Annotated in this window: 15 protein-coding genes and 1 pseudogene; 8 read left to right on the forward strand and 8 right to left on the reverse strand. The window is 71.9% G+C overall.

Translation table 11 applies throughout. The features are described 5' to 3' along the window. Window positions 1-37: 37 nt before the first annotated feature. Window positions 38-1,222, forward strand: a complete 1,185-nt coding sequence (locus ACFWBD_RS28255) for a type III polyketide synthase (RefSeq protein ID WP_385672497.1) — start codon at window positions 38-40, stop codon at window positions 1,220-1,222. A 202-nt stretch (window positions 1,223-1,424) separates the two neighbouring features. On the opposite strand, the gene ACFWBD_RS28260 is transcribed toward ACFWBD_RS28255, so the two are convergent. Beyond that, window positions 1,425-3,587, reverse strand: coding sequence for a SpoIIE family protein phosphatase (locus tag ACFWBD_RS28260; protein ID WP_385672500.1), 2,163 nt, complete (start codon window positions 3,585-3,587; stop codon window positions 1,425-1,427). A 214-nt stretch (window positions 3,588-3,801) separates the two neighbouring features. On the opposite strand from ACFWBD_RS28260, the gene ACFWBD_RS28265 reads away from it, so the two are divergent. The 3 genes from ACFWBD_RS28265 to ACFWBD_RS28275 all read left to right on the forward strand — a co-directional run bounded on the left by ACFWBD_RS28265 (window position 3,802) and on the right by ACFWBD_RS28275 (window position 6,828). After that, entirely contained in the window at window positions 3,802-4,614 is an 813-nt protein-coding gene (locus ACFWBD_RS28265) for a VOC family protein (protein WP_385672504.1), read from the forward strand. 625 nt (window positions 4,615-5,239) lie between these two features. Further along, on the forward strand, window positions 5,240-6,229 hold the full coding sequence (locus ACFWBD_RS28270; protein ID WP_385672614.1) for a metalloregulator ArsR/SmtB family transcription factor: 990 nt from the start codon (window positions 5,240-5,242) through the stop codon (window positions 6,227-6,229). Beyond that, window positions 6,226-6,828: a dihydrofolate reductase family protein gene (locus ACFWBD_RS28275; protein ID WP_385672507.1), complete on the forward strand. Its 603-nt coding sequence runs from the start codon at window positions 6,226-6,228 to the stop codon at window positions 6,826-6,828. The genes ACFWBD_RS28270 and ACFWBD_RS28275 overlap by 4 nt, the downstream gene beginning before the upstream one ends. 2 nt (window positions 6,829-6,830) lie before the next feature. Here the strand turns inward: ACFWBD_RS28275 and ACFWBD_RS28280 are convergent, their stop codons facing one another. Both ACFWBD_RS28280 and ACFWBD_RS28285 read right to left on the reverse strand, forming a co-directional pair. Continuing rightward, the gene (locus ACFWBD_RS28280) at window positions 6,831-8,036 is read right to left on the reverse strand and encodes a PP2C family protein-serine/threonine phosphatase (RefSeq protein ID WP_385672510.1); all 1,206 of its coding nucleotides are present in this window, start codon (window positions 8,034-8,036) and stop codon (window positions 6,831-6,833) included. Beyond that, the gene (locus ACFWBD_RS28285) at window positions 8,033-9,640 is read right to left on the reverse strand and encodes an ATP-binding protein (protein ID WP_385672513.1); all 1,608 of its coding nucleotides are present in this window, start codon (window positions 9,638-9,640) and stop codon (window positions 8,033-8,035) included. Before ACFWBD_RS28285 ends, ACFWBD_RS28280 begins: the two co-directional genes overlap by 4 nt. Before the next feature lie 109 nt (window positions 9,641-9,749). On the opposite strand from ACFWBD_RS28285, the gene ACFWBD_RS28290 reads away from it, so the two are divergent. Both ACFWBD_RS28290 and ACFWBD_RS28295 read left to right on the forward strand, forming a co-directional pair. Next, window positions 9,750-10,520: a response regulator gene (locus tag ACFWBD_RS28290; protein ID WP_385672516.1), complete on the forward strand. Its 771-nt coding sequence runs from the start codon at window positions 9,750-9,752 to the stop codon at window positions 10,518-10,520. A 548-nt stretch (window positions 10,521-11,068) separates the two neighbouring features. After that, the gene (locus tag ACFWBD_RS28295) at window positions 11,069-12,586 is read left to right on the forward strand and encodes a glycoside hydrolase family 43 protein (protein ID WP_385672519.1); all 1,518 of its coding nucleotides are present in this window, start codon (window positions 11,069-11,071) and stop codon (window positions 12,584-12,586) included. A 94-nt stretch (window positions 12,587-12,680) separates the two neighbouring features. On the opposite strand, the gene ACFWBD_RS28300 is transcribed toward ACFWBD_RS28295, so the two are convergent. Further along, window positions 12,681-13,175, reverse strand: coding sequence for a MarR family winged helix-turn-helix transcriptional regulator (locus ACFWBD_RS28300; RefSeq protein WP_385672522.1), 495 nt, complete (start codon window positions 13,173-13,175; stop codon window positions 12,681-12,683). Between the two features lie 45 nt (window positions 13,176-13,220). Here ACFWBD_RS28300 and ACFWBD_RS28305 point away from each other — a divergent pair, with 45 nt between their 5' ends. Both ACFWBD_RS28305 and ACFWBD_RS28310 read left to right on the forward strand, forming a co-directional pair. Further along, window positions 13,221-13,349: a hypothetical protein gene (locus ACFWBD_RS28305; protein ID WP_385672617.1), complete on the forward strand. Its 129-nt coding sequence runs from the start codon at window positions 13,221-13,223 to the stop codon at window positions 13,347-13,349. A gap of 693 nt (window positions 13,350-14,042) precedes the next feature. Then, window positions 14,043-14,789, forward strand: coding sequence for a DinB family protein (locus ACFWBD_RS28310; protein WP_385672525.1), 747 nt, complete (start codon window positions 14,043-14,045; stop codon window positions 14,787-14,789). Here the strand turns inward: ACFWBD_RS28310 and ACFWBD_RS28315 are convergent. From ACFWBD_RS28315 to ACFWBD_RS28330, 4 genes and pseudogenes are all read right to left on the reverse strand, one after another. Continuing rightward, a pseudogene (locus ACFWBD_RS28315) lies at window positions 14,752-15,065 on the reverse strand (SDR family NAD(P)-dependent oxidoreductase); the annotation flags it as partial. The gene ACFWBD_RS28310 and the pseudogene ACFWBD_RS28315 sit on opposite strands and share 38 nt — an antisense overlap. A 334-nt stretch (window positions 15,066-15,399) precedes the next feature. Further along, a complete protein-coding gene (locus ACFWBD_RS28320; RefSeq protein ID WP_385672529.1) occupies window positions 15,400-16,059 on the reverse strand; it encodes a YceI family protein in 660 nt (219 codons plus the stop codon). 215 nt (window positions 16,060-16,274) lie between these two features. Further along, on the reverse strand, window positions 16,275-16,841 hold the full coding sequence (locus ACFWBD_RS28325; protein ID WP_385672532.1) for a carboxymuconolactone decarboxylase family protein: 567 nt from the start codon (window positions 16,839-16,841) through the stop codon (window positions 16,275-16,277). Then, window positions 16,838-18,175, reverse strand: a complete 1,338-nt coding sequence (locus ACFWBD_RS28330; protein WP_385672535.1) for a hypothetical protein — start codon at window positions 18,173-18,175, stop codon at window positions 16,838-16,840. The genes ACFWBD_RS28325 and ACFWBD_RS28330 overlap by 4 nt, the downstream gene beginning before the upstream one ends. Between the last annotated feature and the right edge of the window lie 145 nt (window positions 18,176-18,320).

Below are 18,320 nucleotides of genomic sequence, written 5' to 3' on the forward strand. Positions count from 1 at the left end.
TGACGTTCCTCCGAGTTCCCCTGGAAAGGTGCCCATCATGGCCGCTTACCTCTGTCCTCCCGCAGTGATACACGGTGAGCACGCCGTGGAGACCAGCCAGATCGCGGCGGAGGTGCGCGACCGGCACCCGCAGGCGGCGTGGGCGCCGCGGATCGACGGCATCGCGGCCGGTACGGGCATCGAGACCCGCGGGTGGATGGTGCCGCTGGAGGCCGCCGTCGCACCCGGCAACGGCGGCGGCCTGGGGGCCGTCGGCACCGGACCCGCCCAAGAGGCGCTGGCACGGGGCGGGTTCACCCCGCAGGACGTGGACCGTGTGATCGCCGCCCTCGAGGCGATACCCGCGCCGCAGACCGTCCAGGAACGCACCGCCCCCGCCTGGGAGGCCGTGCAGTCCTACGGGGAGCGTGCGGCGCGCGGGGCCCTTCAGATCGCCGGGCTGGACGCCGCGGACGTCGACTGCCTGATCACCAGTCACTCCACCACCCCGGCGTTGCCGGGTCTGGACATCGCCCTGGCCGACAAGCTTCCGCTCCGCAACGACGTGATGCTGCTGCCGGCCACGCAGTGGGCCTGTGTCGCGGGGACCCGCTCCCTCGCCCTGGCGGCGGATCTCGTGGCCGCGGACCCCGACCGGGTGGTCCTGGTCGTGATCGCGGAGGCGCTGAGCACGACCTACCAGCCCGCGGACGACACCCTCGAGTCCCTGATCGTCCGGTTGCTGTTCGCGGACACGGCGGTCGCCGCGGTGGTCACGGGCCGCCCGAGGCCCGAGTCGGTGCTGCGGCTGGACGCCGCCTGGCACCACACCCTGCCCGGCACCCAGGACCTGCACCGCCTGGAGACGCGGGCGGACGGCACCCACTTCGTGATGGACCGGCGCGGGCCGCGCGCCGTACAGGAGACGGTCACCGCGATGTGGGAGTGGCTGCGCCTCCGTTACCAGGACGCCCCCGACTCCTGGCACCCCGACGTGCTGCTCGCGCACCCCGGCGGGACCCGGGTGCTGGAGTACATGGAGCAGACGATGCCCGACGCGTGGCCGTCGGGGCTGCTGGACTACAGCCGGGACAGCTACACCAGCGGCAACCGCGGAGGCGCCGCCGTCTTCGACATCATGAGGCGCGCGCACGACGCCGGGCAGAAGCCGGGCAGTCGCGCCGTCCTGTACGCGGCGGCACCGGGCCTCACCGCCACGGCCCTCGAAGGGGAGTGGCTGTAGTACGAGCCCGCGCCACTCGTACGGGCAAACGGGCCGCCCGCATCACCGGTCACGCCCCCGGTACCGCTCGGGGCGCCGTCCGCGCCGTCCGCGCCTCCGCACCGTCGGTGGCATCGGTGGCATCGGTGGCGGCGGCTGACGCGCACGCCCCCTGCCCTCGGCACACCCGCGTACGCCGGCCGCGCCCCGTCCGGCAGCCGCTTCACCTCGCGACTTCCGCCCAGACCACCTTGCCGGTGTCCGTCCACCGCACCCCCCACCGGGTGGTGAGCCTGTGCACGACGTGCAGGCCGCGCCCGCCGTCGTCGAGGAGGCCGCCCCGGCTCAGACGCGGCCTGCCGTTGCCGGTGTCGCCCACCTCGCACAGCAGGCTGTGACCGGCCCTGATCAGTCGTACTGTGATGGGTCCGGCGGCGAAGCGCACCGCGTTCGTGACCAGTTCGCTGACCAGCAGCGGTAGGTCGTCCCGGGTGTCGCCCCTGGTCTGCCATTGGCGCAGCAGCGCGGAGACGTGCGCGCGGGCACGGGCGGGCGCGTCGTCGCGGGCGGGCAGCCGCCAGGTCGCGGTGTCCCCCTTGCGGTAGCCGATCATGCGCACGAGCAGCAAGGTCACGTCGTCGCGCTGACGCACCGGCGCCAGCACGGAGACGACGTGCCGTGCCGCCTGCTGCAGGGCGTCCCAGGGGTGCACCGTGGACAAGGCATCAGCCAGCCTGCTGATCCCCTCGTCGATCGACAGGGCCGGATCCTCCACCAGGCCGTCGGTGTAGAGGGCGAGCAGGGAGCCCGGGGGCGCGCCGAACGTGTACACCTCGAACGGCTCCCGCAGCGCGAACTCGGCGCCCAGGCCGGGGTGAGGGCTGACCGCGAGCGGGCCCGCCCGGCCGTCCGGAAGCACCAGGACCGGAGGGAGGTGGCCGGCGCTGGAGAGCGCCACGTGGTGGCTGACCGGGTCGTAGAGGGCGATGCAGCAGGTGGAGCCGAGGGCGCTGTAGCCGGCCGCCAGCCCGGACTCCGCGTCGTCCAGCAGCGTCACGGTCTCGTCCAGGTGCTCCAGCACCTCGTCGGGAGCCAGCCCCGCGGACAGCAGCGCGCGCGCCTCCATGCTCAGCTGGCCCATGGTCGCCGCCGCTCCCAGGCCGTGCCCGACGACATCGCCGACCACCAGTGCGGTACGGCCGTCCGGCAGCGGAAAGCTGTTCACCCAGTCGCCGCCGACGCCCGCGCTGTCGGGGGTGGCGGGCTGGTAGACGCTGGCGATCTCCAGGGTGTGGCCGCCTGTCCTGGGCAGCAGCCGGCGCTGCAGCGCCAGCACCTGGGTGTGCTCGCGCTGGTGCTGACGGGCCAGGTCGACGTGATGGGCGGTCCTGGCCACCAGTTCCTGCAGGTCGAACAACTCGCTGTCGCGGAACGGGTAGTCCGCCCGCCGCCAGACCTCCGCCACGCCCAGCACGACGGGCGGCGCGCCGTCCAGGACCAGCGGTATGCACGCCACACTCGCCGACCGGTCCCCGGGCACCAGGGCACGGATCACTCGCGGACTGCCGAGCAGCCGCTCGACCGCCTCCCGGTCCGGTATGACGATGGCCTGCGGGGCATCGTCGCGCCGTACCGCCTGCGCCAGCAGGCGACTCGCGTCGCTCGGAAGATCGTCGCCCGGAGTCAGGTAACCCTCCGGCCACACCCGGTCCGGCACCAGGGCCGCCCGCCGTAGCCGGATGCGCCCCTGCGTCTGCTCGGTGACGCCCTCGCCCGTCCACACGGCGAAGTCGAGGTCGACGGCGGCCACGTCTCCCCAGGCCAGCAGGGACTCCGCCAGCGACTGCGCGGTCTCGCCGATGTCCAGCGAGGTGCCGATCGCGGTCTCGGCGGCGTACAGGTGCAGTCTCCTGGCCATGGCGATCAGGGAGACGGTCAAGCCCTCCGAAGGCGCCGCGGCGGGCAGGATGCTCATCGAGACCACCAGCTCCGACCCGTCGCCGCGCCGCAGCCGCTGGATCCGGGCGACGTGCGCCTCCCCGATCTCCAGGACCTGCCGCAACCGCCGGGTGACCGTCGGTACGTCCCCGGGGGGCAGGAGATCGGCGAAAGGACTCCCGGCCACGGCGTCCAGACCCGCGAACACGGCGGCGTCCAGATTGCAGCGGGTGAGTCTCAGATCCCTGTCCAGGTTGACCACGCCGAGAATCTGGTCGTGACGGTCCGCCGCCGGTTCGTCGGGTACGCGTCGGCGGGTGGTGCGGTCGCCCTGCGCGGGGGAAGGACCGGCGGCCGTTGCCGATCCGCCGCGCGGGATGTAGCGCCCCAAGGCGCTGCTGACCAGGTCGAACGGCGATGAGGACGAGGACGAGGGCGTGGAGTCCATGCGGCTCTCTCGGCAATCCCCGGCGCAGCGCCGGGGTCGTTACTCGGACCCGTGCGACGGGCCCCGAGATCCCTGACCGCACACCTCATTGAATAACACCGGGAGGCGCCTCGCCCACACCAGCTGATCGCGCGGCCCCACCCTGCGCCCGACGGGCGATTGTCGGTGGCCGGTGTCAGGCTGAACTGACCCAGGACCTGCGAAGGGAACAGCCGTGATCACGACCGACCTCTCTCCCGGCGCCCCCTGCTGGCTCGACCTCGGTGCGCCCGATGTCCGGGCCGCCGCGGCGTTCTACGGCTCGGTGCTCGGCTGGGACTACGAATCCATGGGCGGGGGCGACGGCGGGGGCGGGGACATGGAGGGCGGGATGTTCCAGAAGGACGGCAAGACCGTCGCCGGCCTGGGCAAGCTGTCCGAGGAGGGCGCTCGCTCGGCCTGGATGATCTACTACTGCGTCAGCGACGCGGATGCCGCCACCCAGGCGGTGGAGGGCGCGGGCGGCGCGGTCCGGGTGCCCCCGAGAGACCTCGGCGAGTGGGGGCGGATGGCGCAGTACACCGATCCGTCGGGCGGCCAGTTCGCGGTCTGGCAGCCAGGGAAGAACGCGGGCTTCGAGCTGGCCGACGTGCCGGGTTCGCTGTCCTGGACCGAGCTCTACACGAGCGACGCCGCGGCCGCGCGGGAGTTCTACGGCGCGGTCTTCGGCTGGCGGTACAGCGACATGGAAATGCCGGGCGGCGGGGGCGCGTACACCCTCATCACCCCGGCCGGGCTTCCCCAGGAACGTATGCAGGGCGGCCTGATGCAACTCCACGAGGAGGACCTCGCCCTGGCGGGCGGCCGGGCGTACTGGCACCCGGTGTTCGCCGTCGCCGACTGCGACGCCGCGGTCGCCGCGGTCGCCGGGAACGGTGGCAGCGTGCAGATGGGACCGACGGACGCGGAGGGCGTCGGGCGGCTCGCCGTCTGCCTCGATCAGTCCGGCGCCGACTTCGTGGTGCTCACCCCGTCCTCCCCGAGCTGAGCGCTCCCGCTCAGAGGGGGCTCCCGCTCACAGGGTCGGTAGCGGCAGTCGTAACGGCCCTTGTGCCAGCCTTCGCCGTACCGTCCCGCATCTCCTGAACAGCGCCCGGTCGCCCGGTCGTCCGGGAACTGCCCGGTGAGCTTCTCCGGCCCGGCCGGGCAGGCGGGCGCGATGTGCTCGCCCACGCCACGTTCCCCGGCGGGCCAGGCCGCGTGACAGGGCGCGAGGAGAAGGTCGTGGGTCATGTGGAGTCGTGGAGCCACTCGGGAGCCTCCGGGATGAGACGAACCGTGGTCGTCCCGCTTCCGGACAGGGCGGGACTGCGGCGTGCGGGAGCCATGGGAAGGACCTCTCGGTGGGTGTCGGTGGGCGTCGCGGATCTCCGGGGGCCGATCCTGGCGGAGCGCGCTGGTCCGTGGAAGCTCTCGGGCCGTTCGAACCCTCGGTCCTGCACCGGCTGTCCCGGCCCTCCGGCGAGGCGGGAGGCTTCGTGCTGCCGGATCCGCTGACCTCGCCGGAGCTTGCGACGGCTGCTGGACGGCACCGGCTGAGTCGCCGTCGGGCCGGATGGCTTCCCCGTAATATTCCTTGACGCGAATATTCGTGATGAGGAATACTCGTGGCCATGGACGCACTCCTCGCCGCACTGGCCGACCCGGTCCGCTGGCGGCTCGTGGGCCTGCTGGCCGAGCGGCCCCGCCCGGTCGGCGTGCTCGCTCAGCTCGCGGACGCTCGTCAGCCGCAGACGACCAAGCACCTCCAGACCCTGGAGCGCGCCGGCGTCGTGACCTCGCAGCGCACCGGTCAGCGCCGTATCTACGCCCTCCGGCCCGGTCCCCTCCGGGACCTGGCGGGCGTGCTCGGCCGACTCGCCGACACCGCGGACCGGGCCGGCGGCCCGCACGAGACTCACGACCGCTACGGGCTCAGCCTCCACGCGGAGCGGCTCGCCGCGCAGGAGCCGGGGTGGGCCGACGGCCGCTCCTTCAGGTTCCACCGGTCACTGACGGAGCGCCCCGAGCTCGTCTGGCGCCACCTGACGGAGGCCGATCTGCTCGCGCACTGGTGGACCCCCGAGGACCTCCGCGTCCGCGAACTCGTCTTCGAGGCACGGCCCGGTGGGCGGATCGTCCAGGTGTACCGCGATGCCGAGGACACCGACGGCTCCGACGCGGTCGCCGGGCGCGCGGAGGGAGTCGTCGACGACGTACGCCCCGGCGAACGCCTCGCCTACCGCCTCTCCCCGCTGCTTCCCGACGGCCGCCCCGCTTTCACCGCCCACGTCGACATGGACCTGCGGCCCACCGGCACGGGCACGGACCTCGGCGTCCACTGGCGCATGACCGACAGCACCGTCGAGTCCGCGGACTTCGTCGCAGGCGTCGAGATCGGTTTCGGCCAGAGCCTCGACAAACTCGCGGCGACCTTCACCGCGGACTCGCACGACACCGACACCGACACCGACACCGATCGCGCGGACAGCGCAGATACCACCGACACCACCGACACGGCCGACACCACCGACACGGCCGACACCACCGACACGGCCGACACCACCGGCACCACCGGCACCACCGGCACCACGGGCACCACCGATACAGGGAGCGCGAAATGACAGAGCAGATCGCCGGCCGTCGGGTCGTCACCAACATGGCCCTCTCCCTGGACGGCCGCTATGCCGCGCCGGACAACCCCGTGGACATGGGCTGGGTGATGCCGTACGCCGTGACCGATGTCGCCCGCGACCACCTGACCAGCCTCTGGGGGCCGGCGACGACGGCCCTGCTCGGGCGGGTCAACGCCGAGGGGTTTCTCGGTTTCTGGCCCACCGTCATCGGCCTGGAGGGTGCCGATCCGCGCGACGAGGGCTTCGCGAAGTGGCTCGTCGACACCGACAAGGTGGTCCTCTCCTCCACCCTCGACGAGGCGCCGTGGGAGCGCACGACGATCGTCGACAGGCCGACCGCCGAGGTCGTCGCGGACCTCAAGGCCACCGAAGGCGGCGACATTCTCGTGCTCTCCAGCGCGAGCGTCGTCAAGGCGTTGCTGGTGGCCGGCCAGGTCGACCGGCTGGCGCTCACGATCTTTCCGGTCTTCCTCGGCGGCGGGCCGCGCCTCTTCGACGACGGCCTGCCCGCGGGGCGGTGGACGCTCGTCAGCCAGACCGCGGGCGAGCACGGCACTCTGGCCCTCGTCTACGACCGGGTCCGCTGAGTTCAGGGGTGGGTCGGGCGGTTGCCCCAGTCGAGGCGGAGCACGGCGAGGTCGTCGGAGTGGCGTCCGGCGTTCAGCTCGTGGGTCTCCTTGATGAGGAGGTCGACATGGGTGGCCGGGTCCGCCGACGGCAGGTTTCCGATCAACGCGAGCAGTCCCTCGACGCCCAGCCGTTCGCTCGTCGCCCCGTTGTGGCCCTCGGTGAGGCCGTCGGTGTAGAGGGTCAGGGCCCCCGCGGCCGGGAGCGGTACGACGGTGGAGGGCCAGCTGCGCAGTCCGGGGACGATGCCCAGGGCGATGCCGTGTGCGGCGGCCACTTCCCGGGTTCCCTCGGCCGTGGTGAGGAGGGGCTCGTGATGGCCGGCGAGGTGGAGGGTGGCGGTGGCGGCGTCCTGGTCGAGGGTGAGGAGGGTGCAGGTGGCGAACAGCTGCTGGCTGCCGCGTTCGGCGATCAGGATGCGTTCCATCAGATGCAGCAGGTCCTCGCCGCGGTGCCCGCCGAGTACGAGGGAACGCCAGGCGATGCGCAGACAGACGCCGAGTGCGGCGGCGTCGGGGCCGTGTCCGCTCACGTCGCCGACCACGGCGTGCAGCAGTCCGTCGTCTCCCTCCACCACGTCGAGGAAGTCCCCGCCCAGCAGGGCCATCGCGGCGCCGGGCAGATAGCGGGAGGTCACTCGCACGGTGGACGTGTCGAGCATCGGCTGGGGCAGCAGGCCGCGTTCCAGGCGGGCGTTCTCCTCCGTCCGCAACCGGGTGGCCTGGGCTTCGGCGCTCGCGCGCTCGGTCTGGCTGCGGTAGACGGCGTAGCGAACCGTCCGCAGCAGCAGGTCCGCTTCGACCTTGCCCTTGACGAGGTAGTCCTGGGCTCCCGCGGCCATGGCGTCGGTGCCCGCCTGGGCCTCGGACAGCCCGGTCAGGACGATGACCGCGGTGTGCGGGGCCAGGCCCCGCACGGCGGCGACCGCGTCGATGCCCGACACGTCGGGCAGGTGCAGGTCGAGGAGGACGCAGTCGATCGGGGCGCCGGTCAGTTCGGTGCGGGCCTCGGCCAGAGTGGTGCGGGTCGTCAGCTCGAACCGCAGCCCCGTGTCGTGCAGGAGCTCCTCGACGAGCAGGGCGTCGCCCTTGTCGTCCTCGATCAGAAGGATGCGGTACATCGGCTCGTCGGACGCCGTGTCGGGGCCGGCCGTCATGGCTGCGGTCATCGTGTCTGCTCGGTGCCGGAGCGGTCGGCTTCGGGGAGGGTGGACGGGCCGGGGTTCACCGGCGGCTCGGGTGCGAGGGTGAAGGCGATGCGTGTGCCGCCCTGGTAGGCGGTGTCGACGCTGATGCTGCCGCCGTGGAATTCGACGATCTTCTTGCACATCGCGAGGCCGATGCCGCTGCCGGAGTAGGTGTCCTTGGTGTGCAGCCGTTGGAAGATCACGAAGACCTTGTCGGCGTATTCCGGTGCGATGCCTATGCCGTTGTCGGTGACGGTGAACCGCCACAGCTCGCCTTCCCGGGCCGACGTGACATGGATCTGCGGCGCTTCGCCGGGCCTGCGGAACTTGACGGCGTTGCCGATCAGGTTCTGCCAGAGCATGCCCATCTGGGTGGGGTCGGCGACCAGGGTGGGCAGCGGATCGTGGGTGACCGTCGCTCCCGCTTCCTCGATGCCGACGCTCAGCGCGGACAGGGTCCGCTCCAGCACCGTGTCCAGGTCGACGCTCTGGTGGGTGTTGTGCATCCGTCCGACCCGGGAGAAGTCGAGCAGGTCGCTGATGAGGACCTGCATGCGGTTCGCCCCGTCGACCGCGAAGTCGATGTACTGGTCGGCCCGGGCGTCGAGTTGCCCTCCGTAGCGCCGCTGGAGGAGCTGGGTGAAGCTGGAGACCTTGCGCAGCGGCTCCTGGAGGTCGTGGGAGGCCACGTACGCGAACTGCTCCAGCTCCGCGTTGGAGCGCTGAAGGTCCGCGGCCTGCGCGTCGAGACGCTGCCGTGCCTCTTCGCTGAAGGCCAGTTCGCGTACGAGACGGCGGCGCATGAACTCGATCTCACCGCTGAGGCGCCGCAGGTCGGCGGGGCCGGTCGGGGTGATGGGATGGTCGAAGTCGCCGTCGGCGATGGTGCGGGCGTCCGCGCCGAGCCGGTCCAGCGGCCGGGTGATACCGCGGCGCAGTCCTTCGAAGACGAAAGCGGTGAGGACGAGGACGAGGATCGCGGCGGCGCCGAACACCACGTTGCGCAGGGCCATCGTGGCCATCAGGTCGTCCCTCGCCCGGACGCGGTCCGCGCGCAGCCGATCCTGCTGTCCGCTCAGGGCGGCACGTACATCGTCGAAGGCCTTCTTGCCCTCCGCCGCCCGTTCGGCGGCCAGCGGTGAGGGCGAGCCGGCCGGCGCGGCGGCGATCGGCCGCGCGATCCTCTCCTGCCACGTGGCCACGGCATCCTGCACGGCCTTCAGGTCGGCCAGGCGGGCCCGGTCACCGGCCAGCAGCTCGGCGAGTTGCGCGACGCCGGTCTTCTGCTCGGCGAGGCCCTCCTGATAGGGAGTGAGGAACTCCACTGTGCCGGTGATCCCGTAGCCGCGGATTCCGGTCTCCTGGTCGAGCAGGGCCGATTCCAGCCGGATCGACGTGGTCAGCGCGGGAGACCGCACGTCCACGAGATTCCTGCTGATCGACTCGGTCCGTGCCAGGACCCATGCTCCGGTGGCACCGAGGAGAGCCAGAACCGCCAAGGACGCGGCCGCCCCCACGCGAAGCCATCGCCGGGTCGTCCACGTGGAAAGCCACCGCGTACGCGGTGGTCTCTCACTGCCGGTCATTGCGTGGACTCCTCGCTGCGAACATTTGCCCGAAGGCAACGGTCGGCACACTCTAGACGGCGACAACGCTTGTTGTCGCGAACTGCCCCCGGACCATAGAGTGCCAGGTATGCCAGGCAAGAACTTCGGCCTGCGGACAACTCCGCAGGAGACGGCCGTCATCGCGGACGCCGCGGTCGGCAACCTTGCCCAGCGCCTCGCCCACCGGCTGCTGCAAGGCCCCCCGCACCCGGCACCTGACGGCCCTGCACAGGCTCTGGCCCTGCTCCACGTGCTGGATCAACTCCAGCAGGCCGCTGAACGGCTCCAGCGGGAAGCAGCCGTGGCTGCCGCCCGCGCGGGAGCGGGCTACCCGCAGCTCGGCGCCGCCTGCGGCATGACCCGTCAAGGCGCCCGGCGCCGCTGGCCGGGGCTATATCACCACTCTGACGAGACACCCACGGAGCATCCGATGATGACCACCCCCGCCCGCCCGTTCGACGTCCTGCTCGTCGAGGACGACGCCGCCGACGCGATGCTCATCGAGGAAGCCCTCTCCGAGCGCGGAGCCCGCAACCTGGTCCAGGTCACCGACGGAGTCGCCGCGCTGGAACACCTGCGCACCCCGGGCAACCCGCGGCCCGACCTCATCGTCCTCGACCTGAACATGCCGCGCATGAACGGCCGCGAGCTGCTGAAGGTCCTGAAGGCCGATGAAGACCTTCAGACCATCCCCGTGGTCGTCCTCACGACGTCCACCGCCCCCGGTGACGTGACCGACGCGTACAGCAGCCACGCCAACGCCTACGTGACCAAGCCCGTCAACCTGGACGAGTTCGAGCGGGCCGTCCAGAGCATCGACGCCTTCTACCTCGACACCGCCGCCCGGCCCCGCCCCTGAAGCGCGAACGCCGGCCGACCGGAAACCGTCGACTCCCGGCTTGCCCAGCACCATCGCCACGCCTCCGATCACACACCACCGCGCCGGGCGGCCGCACCCGAAGGAGCCGGCGCGGCGGCTCCTCGAGGACGTGACCTAGCCGGAGCGCGGGGGTGCTGACAGCGGGCAAGGTGTCCGTGGACGCGCCGGTGGGCGCACTGCTCCAGGATCACCCCGAGCTCGAATGTCGGCGCCGTCGCCGCCTGCAGGTCGGCCGGCTTCCAGCAGTTCCCCGAGATCCGGGACCTGTACCGGGACGTCTGAGCCGTATCGCGACACCGCTGCTCCCGGCGCCGGCCGGCTGCCATGACGGCGCGGAACCGGGCGGGGCGCCACGGCCGTTCCGACGCCGATGACGAGCAGCTCGACCACCTGCCGACGCCCTCGAGGCGACGGAAACTTTCGGCACGCGGCGGAGAAATTGACAGCAGGCAGTGTGCCGCGCCTACTCGTTCATGGTCGTCCAGCTCGCCGGTGCCTCCGGCGCGTCACACCAGTGAGAGGACTCGATGAGGGTGTCGAGCAAGCCCGAGAAGGCCGAGACCGTCGACAACCCGGTGATCCCGGGCTTCCATTCCGATCCGTCCGTCTGCCGGGTCGGCGAGGACTACTACCTGGCCTGCTCCAGCTTCGAGTACTTCCCCGGGGTGCCCGTCTTCCACAGCCGGGACCTGGTGCACTGGACGCAGACGGGGAACGCGCTCGACCGGCCGAGCCAGCTGCGCCTGCCGCTCGACACCCCGTCCTCGGGCGGCATCTACGCCCCCACCCTCCGCCACCACGACGGCCGCTTCTGGCTGATCGTCACGAATGTGAGTGGGGACGGCAATCTGCTGTTCACGGCCACCGACCCGGCCGGCCCCTGGTCCGATCCCGTCCGGCTGCCCGGAGTGCACGGCATCGACCCGGACCTCGCCTGGGACGAGGACGGAAACTGCTGGTGCACCACCGCCGGGGTCGGACAGGTCCGCATCGATCCCCGTACCGGGGAGACGCTCGGCCCGCAGCGCCGGCTCTGGTCCGGCAGCCCCGGCGCCAAGGCTCCGGAAGCACCGCATCTCTACCGGATCGGCGACTACTGGTACCTGCTCATCGCCGAAGGCGGCACCGAGCGCTGCCACAGCGTCTCGATCGCCCGTGGCCGCACACCCACAGGCCCGTTCGAGCCGTGCCCGGCCAACCCGATCCTGACCCACCGGGGCACCGACCACCCCGTCCAGAACACCGGCCATGCGGACCTGGTGCAGGCACCCGACGACTCGTGGTGGATGGTGCTGCTCGGCGTGCGGCCGGGTGGCGGCACCCCGGGGTGGCATGTGCTGGGCCGGGAGACGTTCCTGGTGCCGGTCGACTGGGTGGACGGCTGGCCGGTCGTCGGCGAACTGTCGACCTCGATGCCCGCACCCCCCTGGCCGCTGCGGCCGACGGCCGCCGTGCCGGCCCGGGACGACTTCGAGCTCAGTGAACTCGCCCCGTTCTGGGTCTCGTTGCGGCACCGGCCGCCGGAGGTGTGCACCACCGAGGAAAGGCCCGGCTGGCTCACGCTGCGGGCCCGCGGCGGATCGCTCGACGAGACCGATGCGACCTTCCTCGGACGGCGGCAGCAGCACGGTTCATGCCGGGTGCGAGCCCTGGTCGACGCGGCGGACGGTCGCGGTGGCCTCGCGGTCCGCCTCGACGAACAGCATCACTACGACATCGAGACCTCGTCCGGTGAGGTACGAGTGAGCGCCCGCATCGGGCCGCTGAGCACGGTGGTCGCGTCCCGGTCGACGCCGCCCGGACCTGTGGTCCTCCGTGTCGAGGTGGCCGCCGTGCACGCCGTGCACGACGCCCGCACCGGGCCGGACACCGTCACGCTCGGCATCGAGGAGCCGGACGGCACCTTCGTCGAGCTGGCCTCGCTGGACGGTCGGTACCTCTCCACGGAGGTCGCCGGCGGCTTCACCGGTCGGGTGATCGGCATGTTCGCCGGCGGCGGCTCCGTCCACTTCGACTGGTTCGCGTACGAGCCGGTCGATCGCTGACCCGCCTCGTCGTCAGCTGCTCGCCGCGTCGCGGGACACGAGCGGCGTCGACGGGGCACCCGTCGTCACCTCACGACGGGTGCCGGGGTGCGGGTCAGGGCAGCCGGGGGAGGAGGTCCCGCGCCGTGTGGCTGAGGATGCGGAGATCCTCCGCGAACCGCTCACGGTCCGCCTCCGGCAGGGGCCGCACGAAGTACCGCTCGATGTTCTCCACGTGGACCACGGACGCGCGGATCGTCGTCTCCTCGCCCAGCGGGGTAAGCCGGACCAGCTTCCCGCGCCGGTCGGCGGGGGATTCCACCCGCGTCACGAGCCCCGCGGCCACCATGCGGTCCACCAGCCGGGTCGCCCCGCCCGTGGTGAGGACCTGCTCCTGGGCGATGGTCCGCATCGAGAGCCCGGGCTCGCCGGCCCGCCCGAGGATCAGCAGCACCTCGAACGTCAGATGGCTGATGCCGCACTCCTCCTCGAGCGCCCGCCCGAGGATGTACTCCAGTCGGTTGGCCGCCCCCTGCAGCCGTCCGAACGCCAGGATGAGTCCATGGTCGGCGGCTTCCTTCGCCGTCCTGATGTCTGTCTGCCCGTCCAAGTCCGCGCCGCCCCTTCCGCCGTCGAGGCCACCACCGTACCGATCATGCCTGTACGGCGGTCGCGGGAGGCGCCGAGACCGTGGTCGGCGGCCCGCCGACGCCCGGGCGGTTTCGTGCTGACCACGACCTTCCCCACCGCCAAGGCGACGGAAGAGCGCCGCAACGAGGCGTAGCAGGGCATGGTGCGGCTCATCGGCCGGGCCAAGGCGGGCGGCCGTCTGCGCGAGGACTTCGACCCCTCGCCGGGGTCTGGAAACCGGCGCCGGTCTCCAGGACGAGCAGGTTGCCGTCCGGGGGGTTCCGGTCGAGCCGGCGGGCCAGGCGGCGGCCGGCGGGCGGCTGGGCGTCGTAGCCGAACTCGGGGCCGACCCGGATGTTGGTAGTCGGTCAGGACCGAGTGGTCGGCGCAGACGAGCACCTTCTCCGCGAACTCCGTCACCAGAGCGCGGTCGGCGGCGACCCAGCGGTCCACGGCGGAGGGGTCCTTGTCGCCGAACAGTTCGGTGGCGGCCCGCAGGCCGTGTTCTTGGCGTTGCTCATGACTGTCTTCCCTGTCGGCGGTCCGCCCGCGAAGCCCGACCAGAGCAGCAGGTCGGCGACGAACGACTTCACGGTGCGAGCAGCGACTTCACGGGAGTTTCCCTCGGGCCGGGGGTGCGTGGGTCTCCTGCGATCTCCGACGACCACGATCCCGTCGCCCGCCCGCCGCCACGAGGGACCGGCCCCCCCTCGAACCCTGGTGTAGCCCGCTGCACCATCTGCGGCTTAGGGGGGGGCCGGGAATTCGGTGGCGCCCCGTGGGGTGAGCCGTTAACTTCCGCCTGAGCGCAGTGCGTGACGAGGCGCGACCGTGAGGGGAGCCACGCATGGAGACCGAGGGCGCGCGGCCCGACCGTCTGGGTCCACTGCTCGACCAGTTCGACCAGGCACGGGAGATGGCCCAGGTACGGCTGACGGGGCTGGGCGACGAGGAGTTCCTGTGGGAGCCGGTGCCCGGCTGCTGGTCGCTCCGGCGCCGGGGCGAAGCGGCGACGCCCAGGGCGTTCGGGCCGGGCGAGTGGGTGCTCGATCTGGGCGCCGCGGACATCCCGGCGAACGAGTACGGCGAGGTGGCCCGGCAGGCAGCCGACGGCATGACCGTCGCCAAGATCGCCGAGGACTGGAGCGTGAGCGTCGAGCGGGTCGAGCAGGTCCTCGCCCACACCGGCGCCCCGGCGCCCGACGCGACGCCGATCACGACCATCGCGTGGCGGCTGGGACACCTGCACTTCGAGTTCGCGGGCGCATGGGAGTGGACCTTCGGTGAACGGCGGCAGGACCCGAAGCTGATGGTCGACTTCACGCCCTCCGCCGCCCTGACGCTGGAGCGGTTCTGGGCCGTGATCGACCGCTGGCGGGACGGCGTCGCCGGCGTCACCGACGAGCAGCTCGACACGGTCGGGTTCTCGCGGTACCCGTACAGCAACGACTCCGACTACCCGTACCTCGGCGTGCTGGCGTCGGCCAACCTCGAATTCATCCACCACATGGCGGAGATCGCCTTGCTCCGCGACCTGTGGCGGGCCCGAGACTGCCCTATGCCGCGCTCGGCGCCGCGGCCTGCTGCTGCTTGACGTACCGGGTGGTCTCGTCGGCGAGGATCTCGGGCAGGCCCTTCTCGAGGCCGGCGAGCGCCTGGGCGGCGACATCGGCGGGGTCGGGTCTTCTGCTCGGCGGGAACGGCGGCGGCCATGTCGGTGTCCATGTGCCGACGCGCAGCGCGGACACGGTGATGCCGCGGGGTGCCGGCTCCTCCCGGGTCGCGTCGGTCAGCGCCCACGCGGCGGCCTTGGCGCCGCGTAGGAGCCGAAACCGGCCGGGTGCAGCCAGGCGAGCACGGACAGGACGTCTGGATGTACCCCGCACGCAGAAGCGCATGCGGAGGGTCATCGAGGACCGCTGGAGCCGGTCGAGCGGTGCCAGGCGCCCGCGCCGGGGGCGGTGAACACACCGAGGTCGGCGGCCCGCACGCGGACCGCTCACGCGCCTGCCCCGGTAACCTGCCGGGCCGGCCGGACGCACGGCCAGGGGAGCTGTACGCCGGACACTCCGCCGACTACAGCATGGTCATGGCCGGCGTGCTGCGGGCGGTCGTCCCGCTGGTGCTGGTGTTCACCTTCTTCGCCCGTGGATTCTTCGCCGACGCCGCCAAGGGGGCCCTGCGCCGACCGCACCGCGCGCGGGTCAGCCCCCGGGGGTGGTGCGAATGGCGGCGATGTCGAACTGGAGACGAACCTTCTCACTCACCATGGCGCCGCCCTCGGCCAGTCGCGCGTTGTACGTCAGGCCCCATGCGGAACGGTCGATGGTGGTGGTGCCGTCGAAACCGGCCCGTTCATAGCCGAACGGGTCGGTGACATGTCCTATGTAGGTGAGTTCAAGGGCCACCGGACGAGTGGTCTCCTTGATGGTGAGGTCGCCGGTCATGCGGTAGACGTCGGGGCCCGCGAGTTCTACTGCGGTACTGGCGAAACGCATACGCGGATAGGTCGCGGCGTCCAGGAAGTCGCGGCCGGTCAAATGCGCGTCGCGTTGCTCCACGCCGGTGTCGACGCTCGCGGTGGACAACAGGATCTCGGCGCGTGAACGGGCCGGGTTGCGGCCGTCGAAGTAGAGCCGGCTCTGGTACTCGGTGAAAGCCCCGCGCACGGTGGTCACCAGGGCGTGCCGGACGGAGAAGCCGATACGGCTGTGCGCAGGGTCGATCATCCAGTCGCCGGTCAGCGCCGCGAGGGCGGGATTCGGCAGGCCGGCGGCCGGACGGGAGGACGAGTCGGCGGGGCGTCGCGGAGCTGTGGGGGGAGCCGGGCGTCGTGGGGATGCGCCGCGGGTGAACAGGTTCATGGATCACGTAGTTACTGCACGGCAGATATCGCCGCAAGCCCTCCTCGGGAGCGGCGGTGGATCGAATCAGTACCGAAAGGCTGATACGCCGTCACCGAATGTCCGGCCGATGCAATACCCACACACGCTCGTCACTCCATGGCCAAGCAAATGCACGGACTTCGGCGGGCGGTTCCGTATTCGGACCTGGTCGATGAAATCCGGGGAAGCCGCCGTCAGGCCGGGACGTCGAAGAGCCGTAGCTGGAGGGCCAGGGTGCTGTAGTAGCCCACCAGCGTGGACAGTTCGAAGAGGGCGCGTTCGCCCAGGGCGGCGCGGGCCGTCTCGTACGCGCGCTCGTCGAGTGCTCCGGACCTGTCGATGATCGTGCGGGTGAAGGTCCAGGCGGCCCGCTCGACGGGATCGACCAGACCGGGGTCACGTCCCTCGCGCAGGGCCAGCAGTTCGTCGTCCGTCAGTCCGGCGGCGGCGCCGACCGGTTCGTGCGCGTCACGTTCGGAGGCGCTGTCCCAGGCCTGGGCGACCACGAGGATCGCGGTCTCCCGCAGTCGTGGACCGAGCCCGGAGCGATAGCGGACCGCGGCTCCCAGGTCCTGGAGCGCGCGTCCCACTCCAGGGCTCAGCAGCATCGCGTTGAACGGTCCCCGCAGGCAACCGTCGTCGTCGGTGAGCGCGAAGTGCTGCGGCCCGGCCGCCCGCGGTCCGCCGGTGATCTCCGCGTACAACGCGCGCTGCACCGAGTCGAGTTCGGCCGGGGCGAGCGGTCGCAGCCGGGTGCTCAACGCGCCTCCTCCGCGACCGACTCCGCCAGCCCGGCCAGCTCGCCGTCCGTCAGGAGCCGGCCCTCACGTGCCATCAGTTCCCGGGCCCGGGTGAGCACTTCGTCCACCTGGGCCGGGGTCGGGCCGACGCCCAGGGCCGTCAGCTTGTCGGCCAGGGTGTACGGCCCGCTGTCCGGGGTGAAGGGGATCTTGCGGGCGTTGCCGACGGCGGCCGGCTCGAGGCAGTTGTGGAGGAGCGGGTCGATCTCCGTCTCCTGGGTGATCAGGTCCATGCCGCCCCAGCAGAAGGCGTGGGTGCCGGTCACCGGATGGTTCCAGGCCGGGTGATAGTTGGTCAGGTCCGCTCCGACGCGCGCCAGTTCGGTCAGGGCCTCGGTCCTGATGCCGGTGCGGACGCCGTACAGCGCCTCGAACGCCAGCGCGGTCGCCGCCAGGTCGGCGTTGCCGGGGCCGCCGCAGTAGCCGTTGACCGAAAGCTCCACGGCGGTGGCGCCGGCCCGGACCGCGGCCACCGCGCAACCCACCGCGAGGCCGAAGGTGTTGTGCGGGTGCAGCCCGACCTCCACCTGGGGCGCGTGGGCCTTCGTGAGCCGGACGAGATGCGCGAACGCCTCGGGGCTCATCGCGCCCGGCCCGTCGAACAGGGTGAGTTCATCCGCCCCGGCCCCGGCGAGGACGGCGACGGACTCCTCGTGGGTCTCCTCGGTGGCGTACGAGACCATCAGCAGCGGCACGATCACGGCGAGGCCGCGGTCGCGCGCGTACGCGACCAGCCGCGCCGCGCGGGCCAGTACGGCGGACCGGTCGCGTGCGGTGTCGGGACCGCGCCACTGCTCGCCGCGCCAGGCCCGGCCGTACACCGGGGCCTGGTAGATCAGTGAGGTCTCGCCGAAGCCCTGCACCCAGACCTGGACGGCGTCGTACCCCGCCGCGGCCGCCCGGTCGATGTCCTCGCGCGAGCGCATCAGCGGGCACACCACCCGGCAATCCGGGTTCTCCCCCTTGACCAGCCCCACCTCGGCCTTCAGCGCGGTGGCGTCCCGCCCGCCGAGGCCCGCCGTGACGACCTCCGGCACCCCGCAGGCGACGAGCCGCCGCAGGAACGCCGTCTTCGCCTTCGCAGGAGCCACGACGCCGGGCAGCGTCTCGACCGAGCGCAGTGTGGCGTCCCGCAGCCTGACCGCCGGCGGCAGTGTGCCGGTCACCTCGGTGCGCCGGTTGAGCGGACTGACCGACCAGCGTCCGGGCTCGTACGCGCCGGGTGCGCGGCGCGCCGCCAACTCGGCCCGGAATCGGGCGATCTCGTCCGGTGTGAACACGGGCGGCTTGTCCATGGGCCTCCTCGGTGAGGTTGTTCCCCTCCATCCAAGCCCTGTGTCGACACTATTGGCAATAGGTCTGCCTCCGCTGCCATCTGGAGCCCTGGATGTTTACTTTCTGTCGACACATGGCTAGAACTGTCGACAGTCCCGCCCACCG

The sequence above is a fragment of the Streptomyces sp. NPDC060002 genome, from assembly GCF_042737245.1.
Classification (GTDB): Bacteria; Actinomycetota; Actinomycetes; order Streptomycetales; family Streptomycetaceae; genus Streptomyces.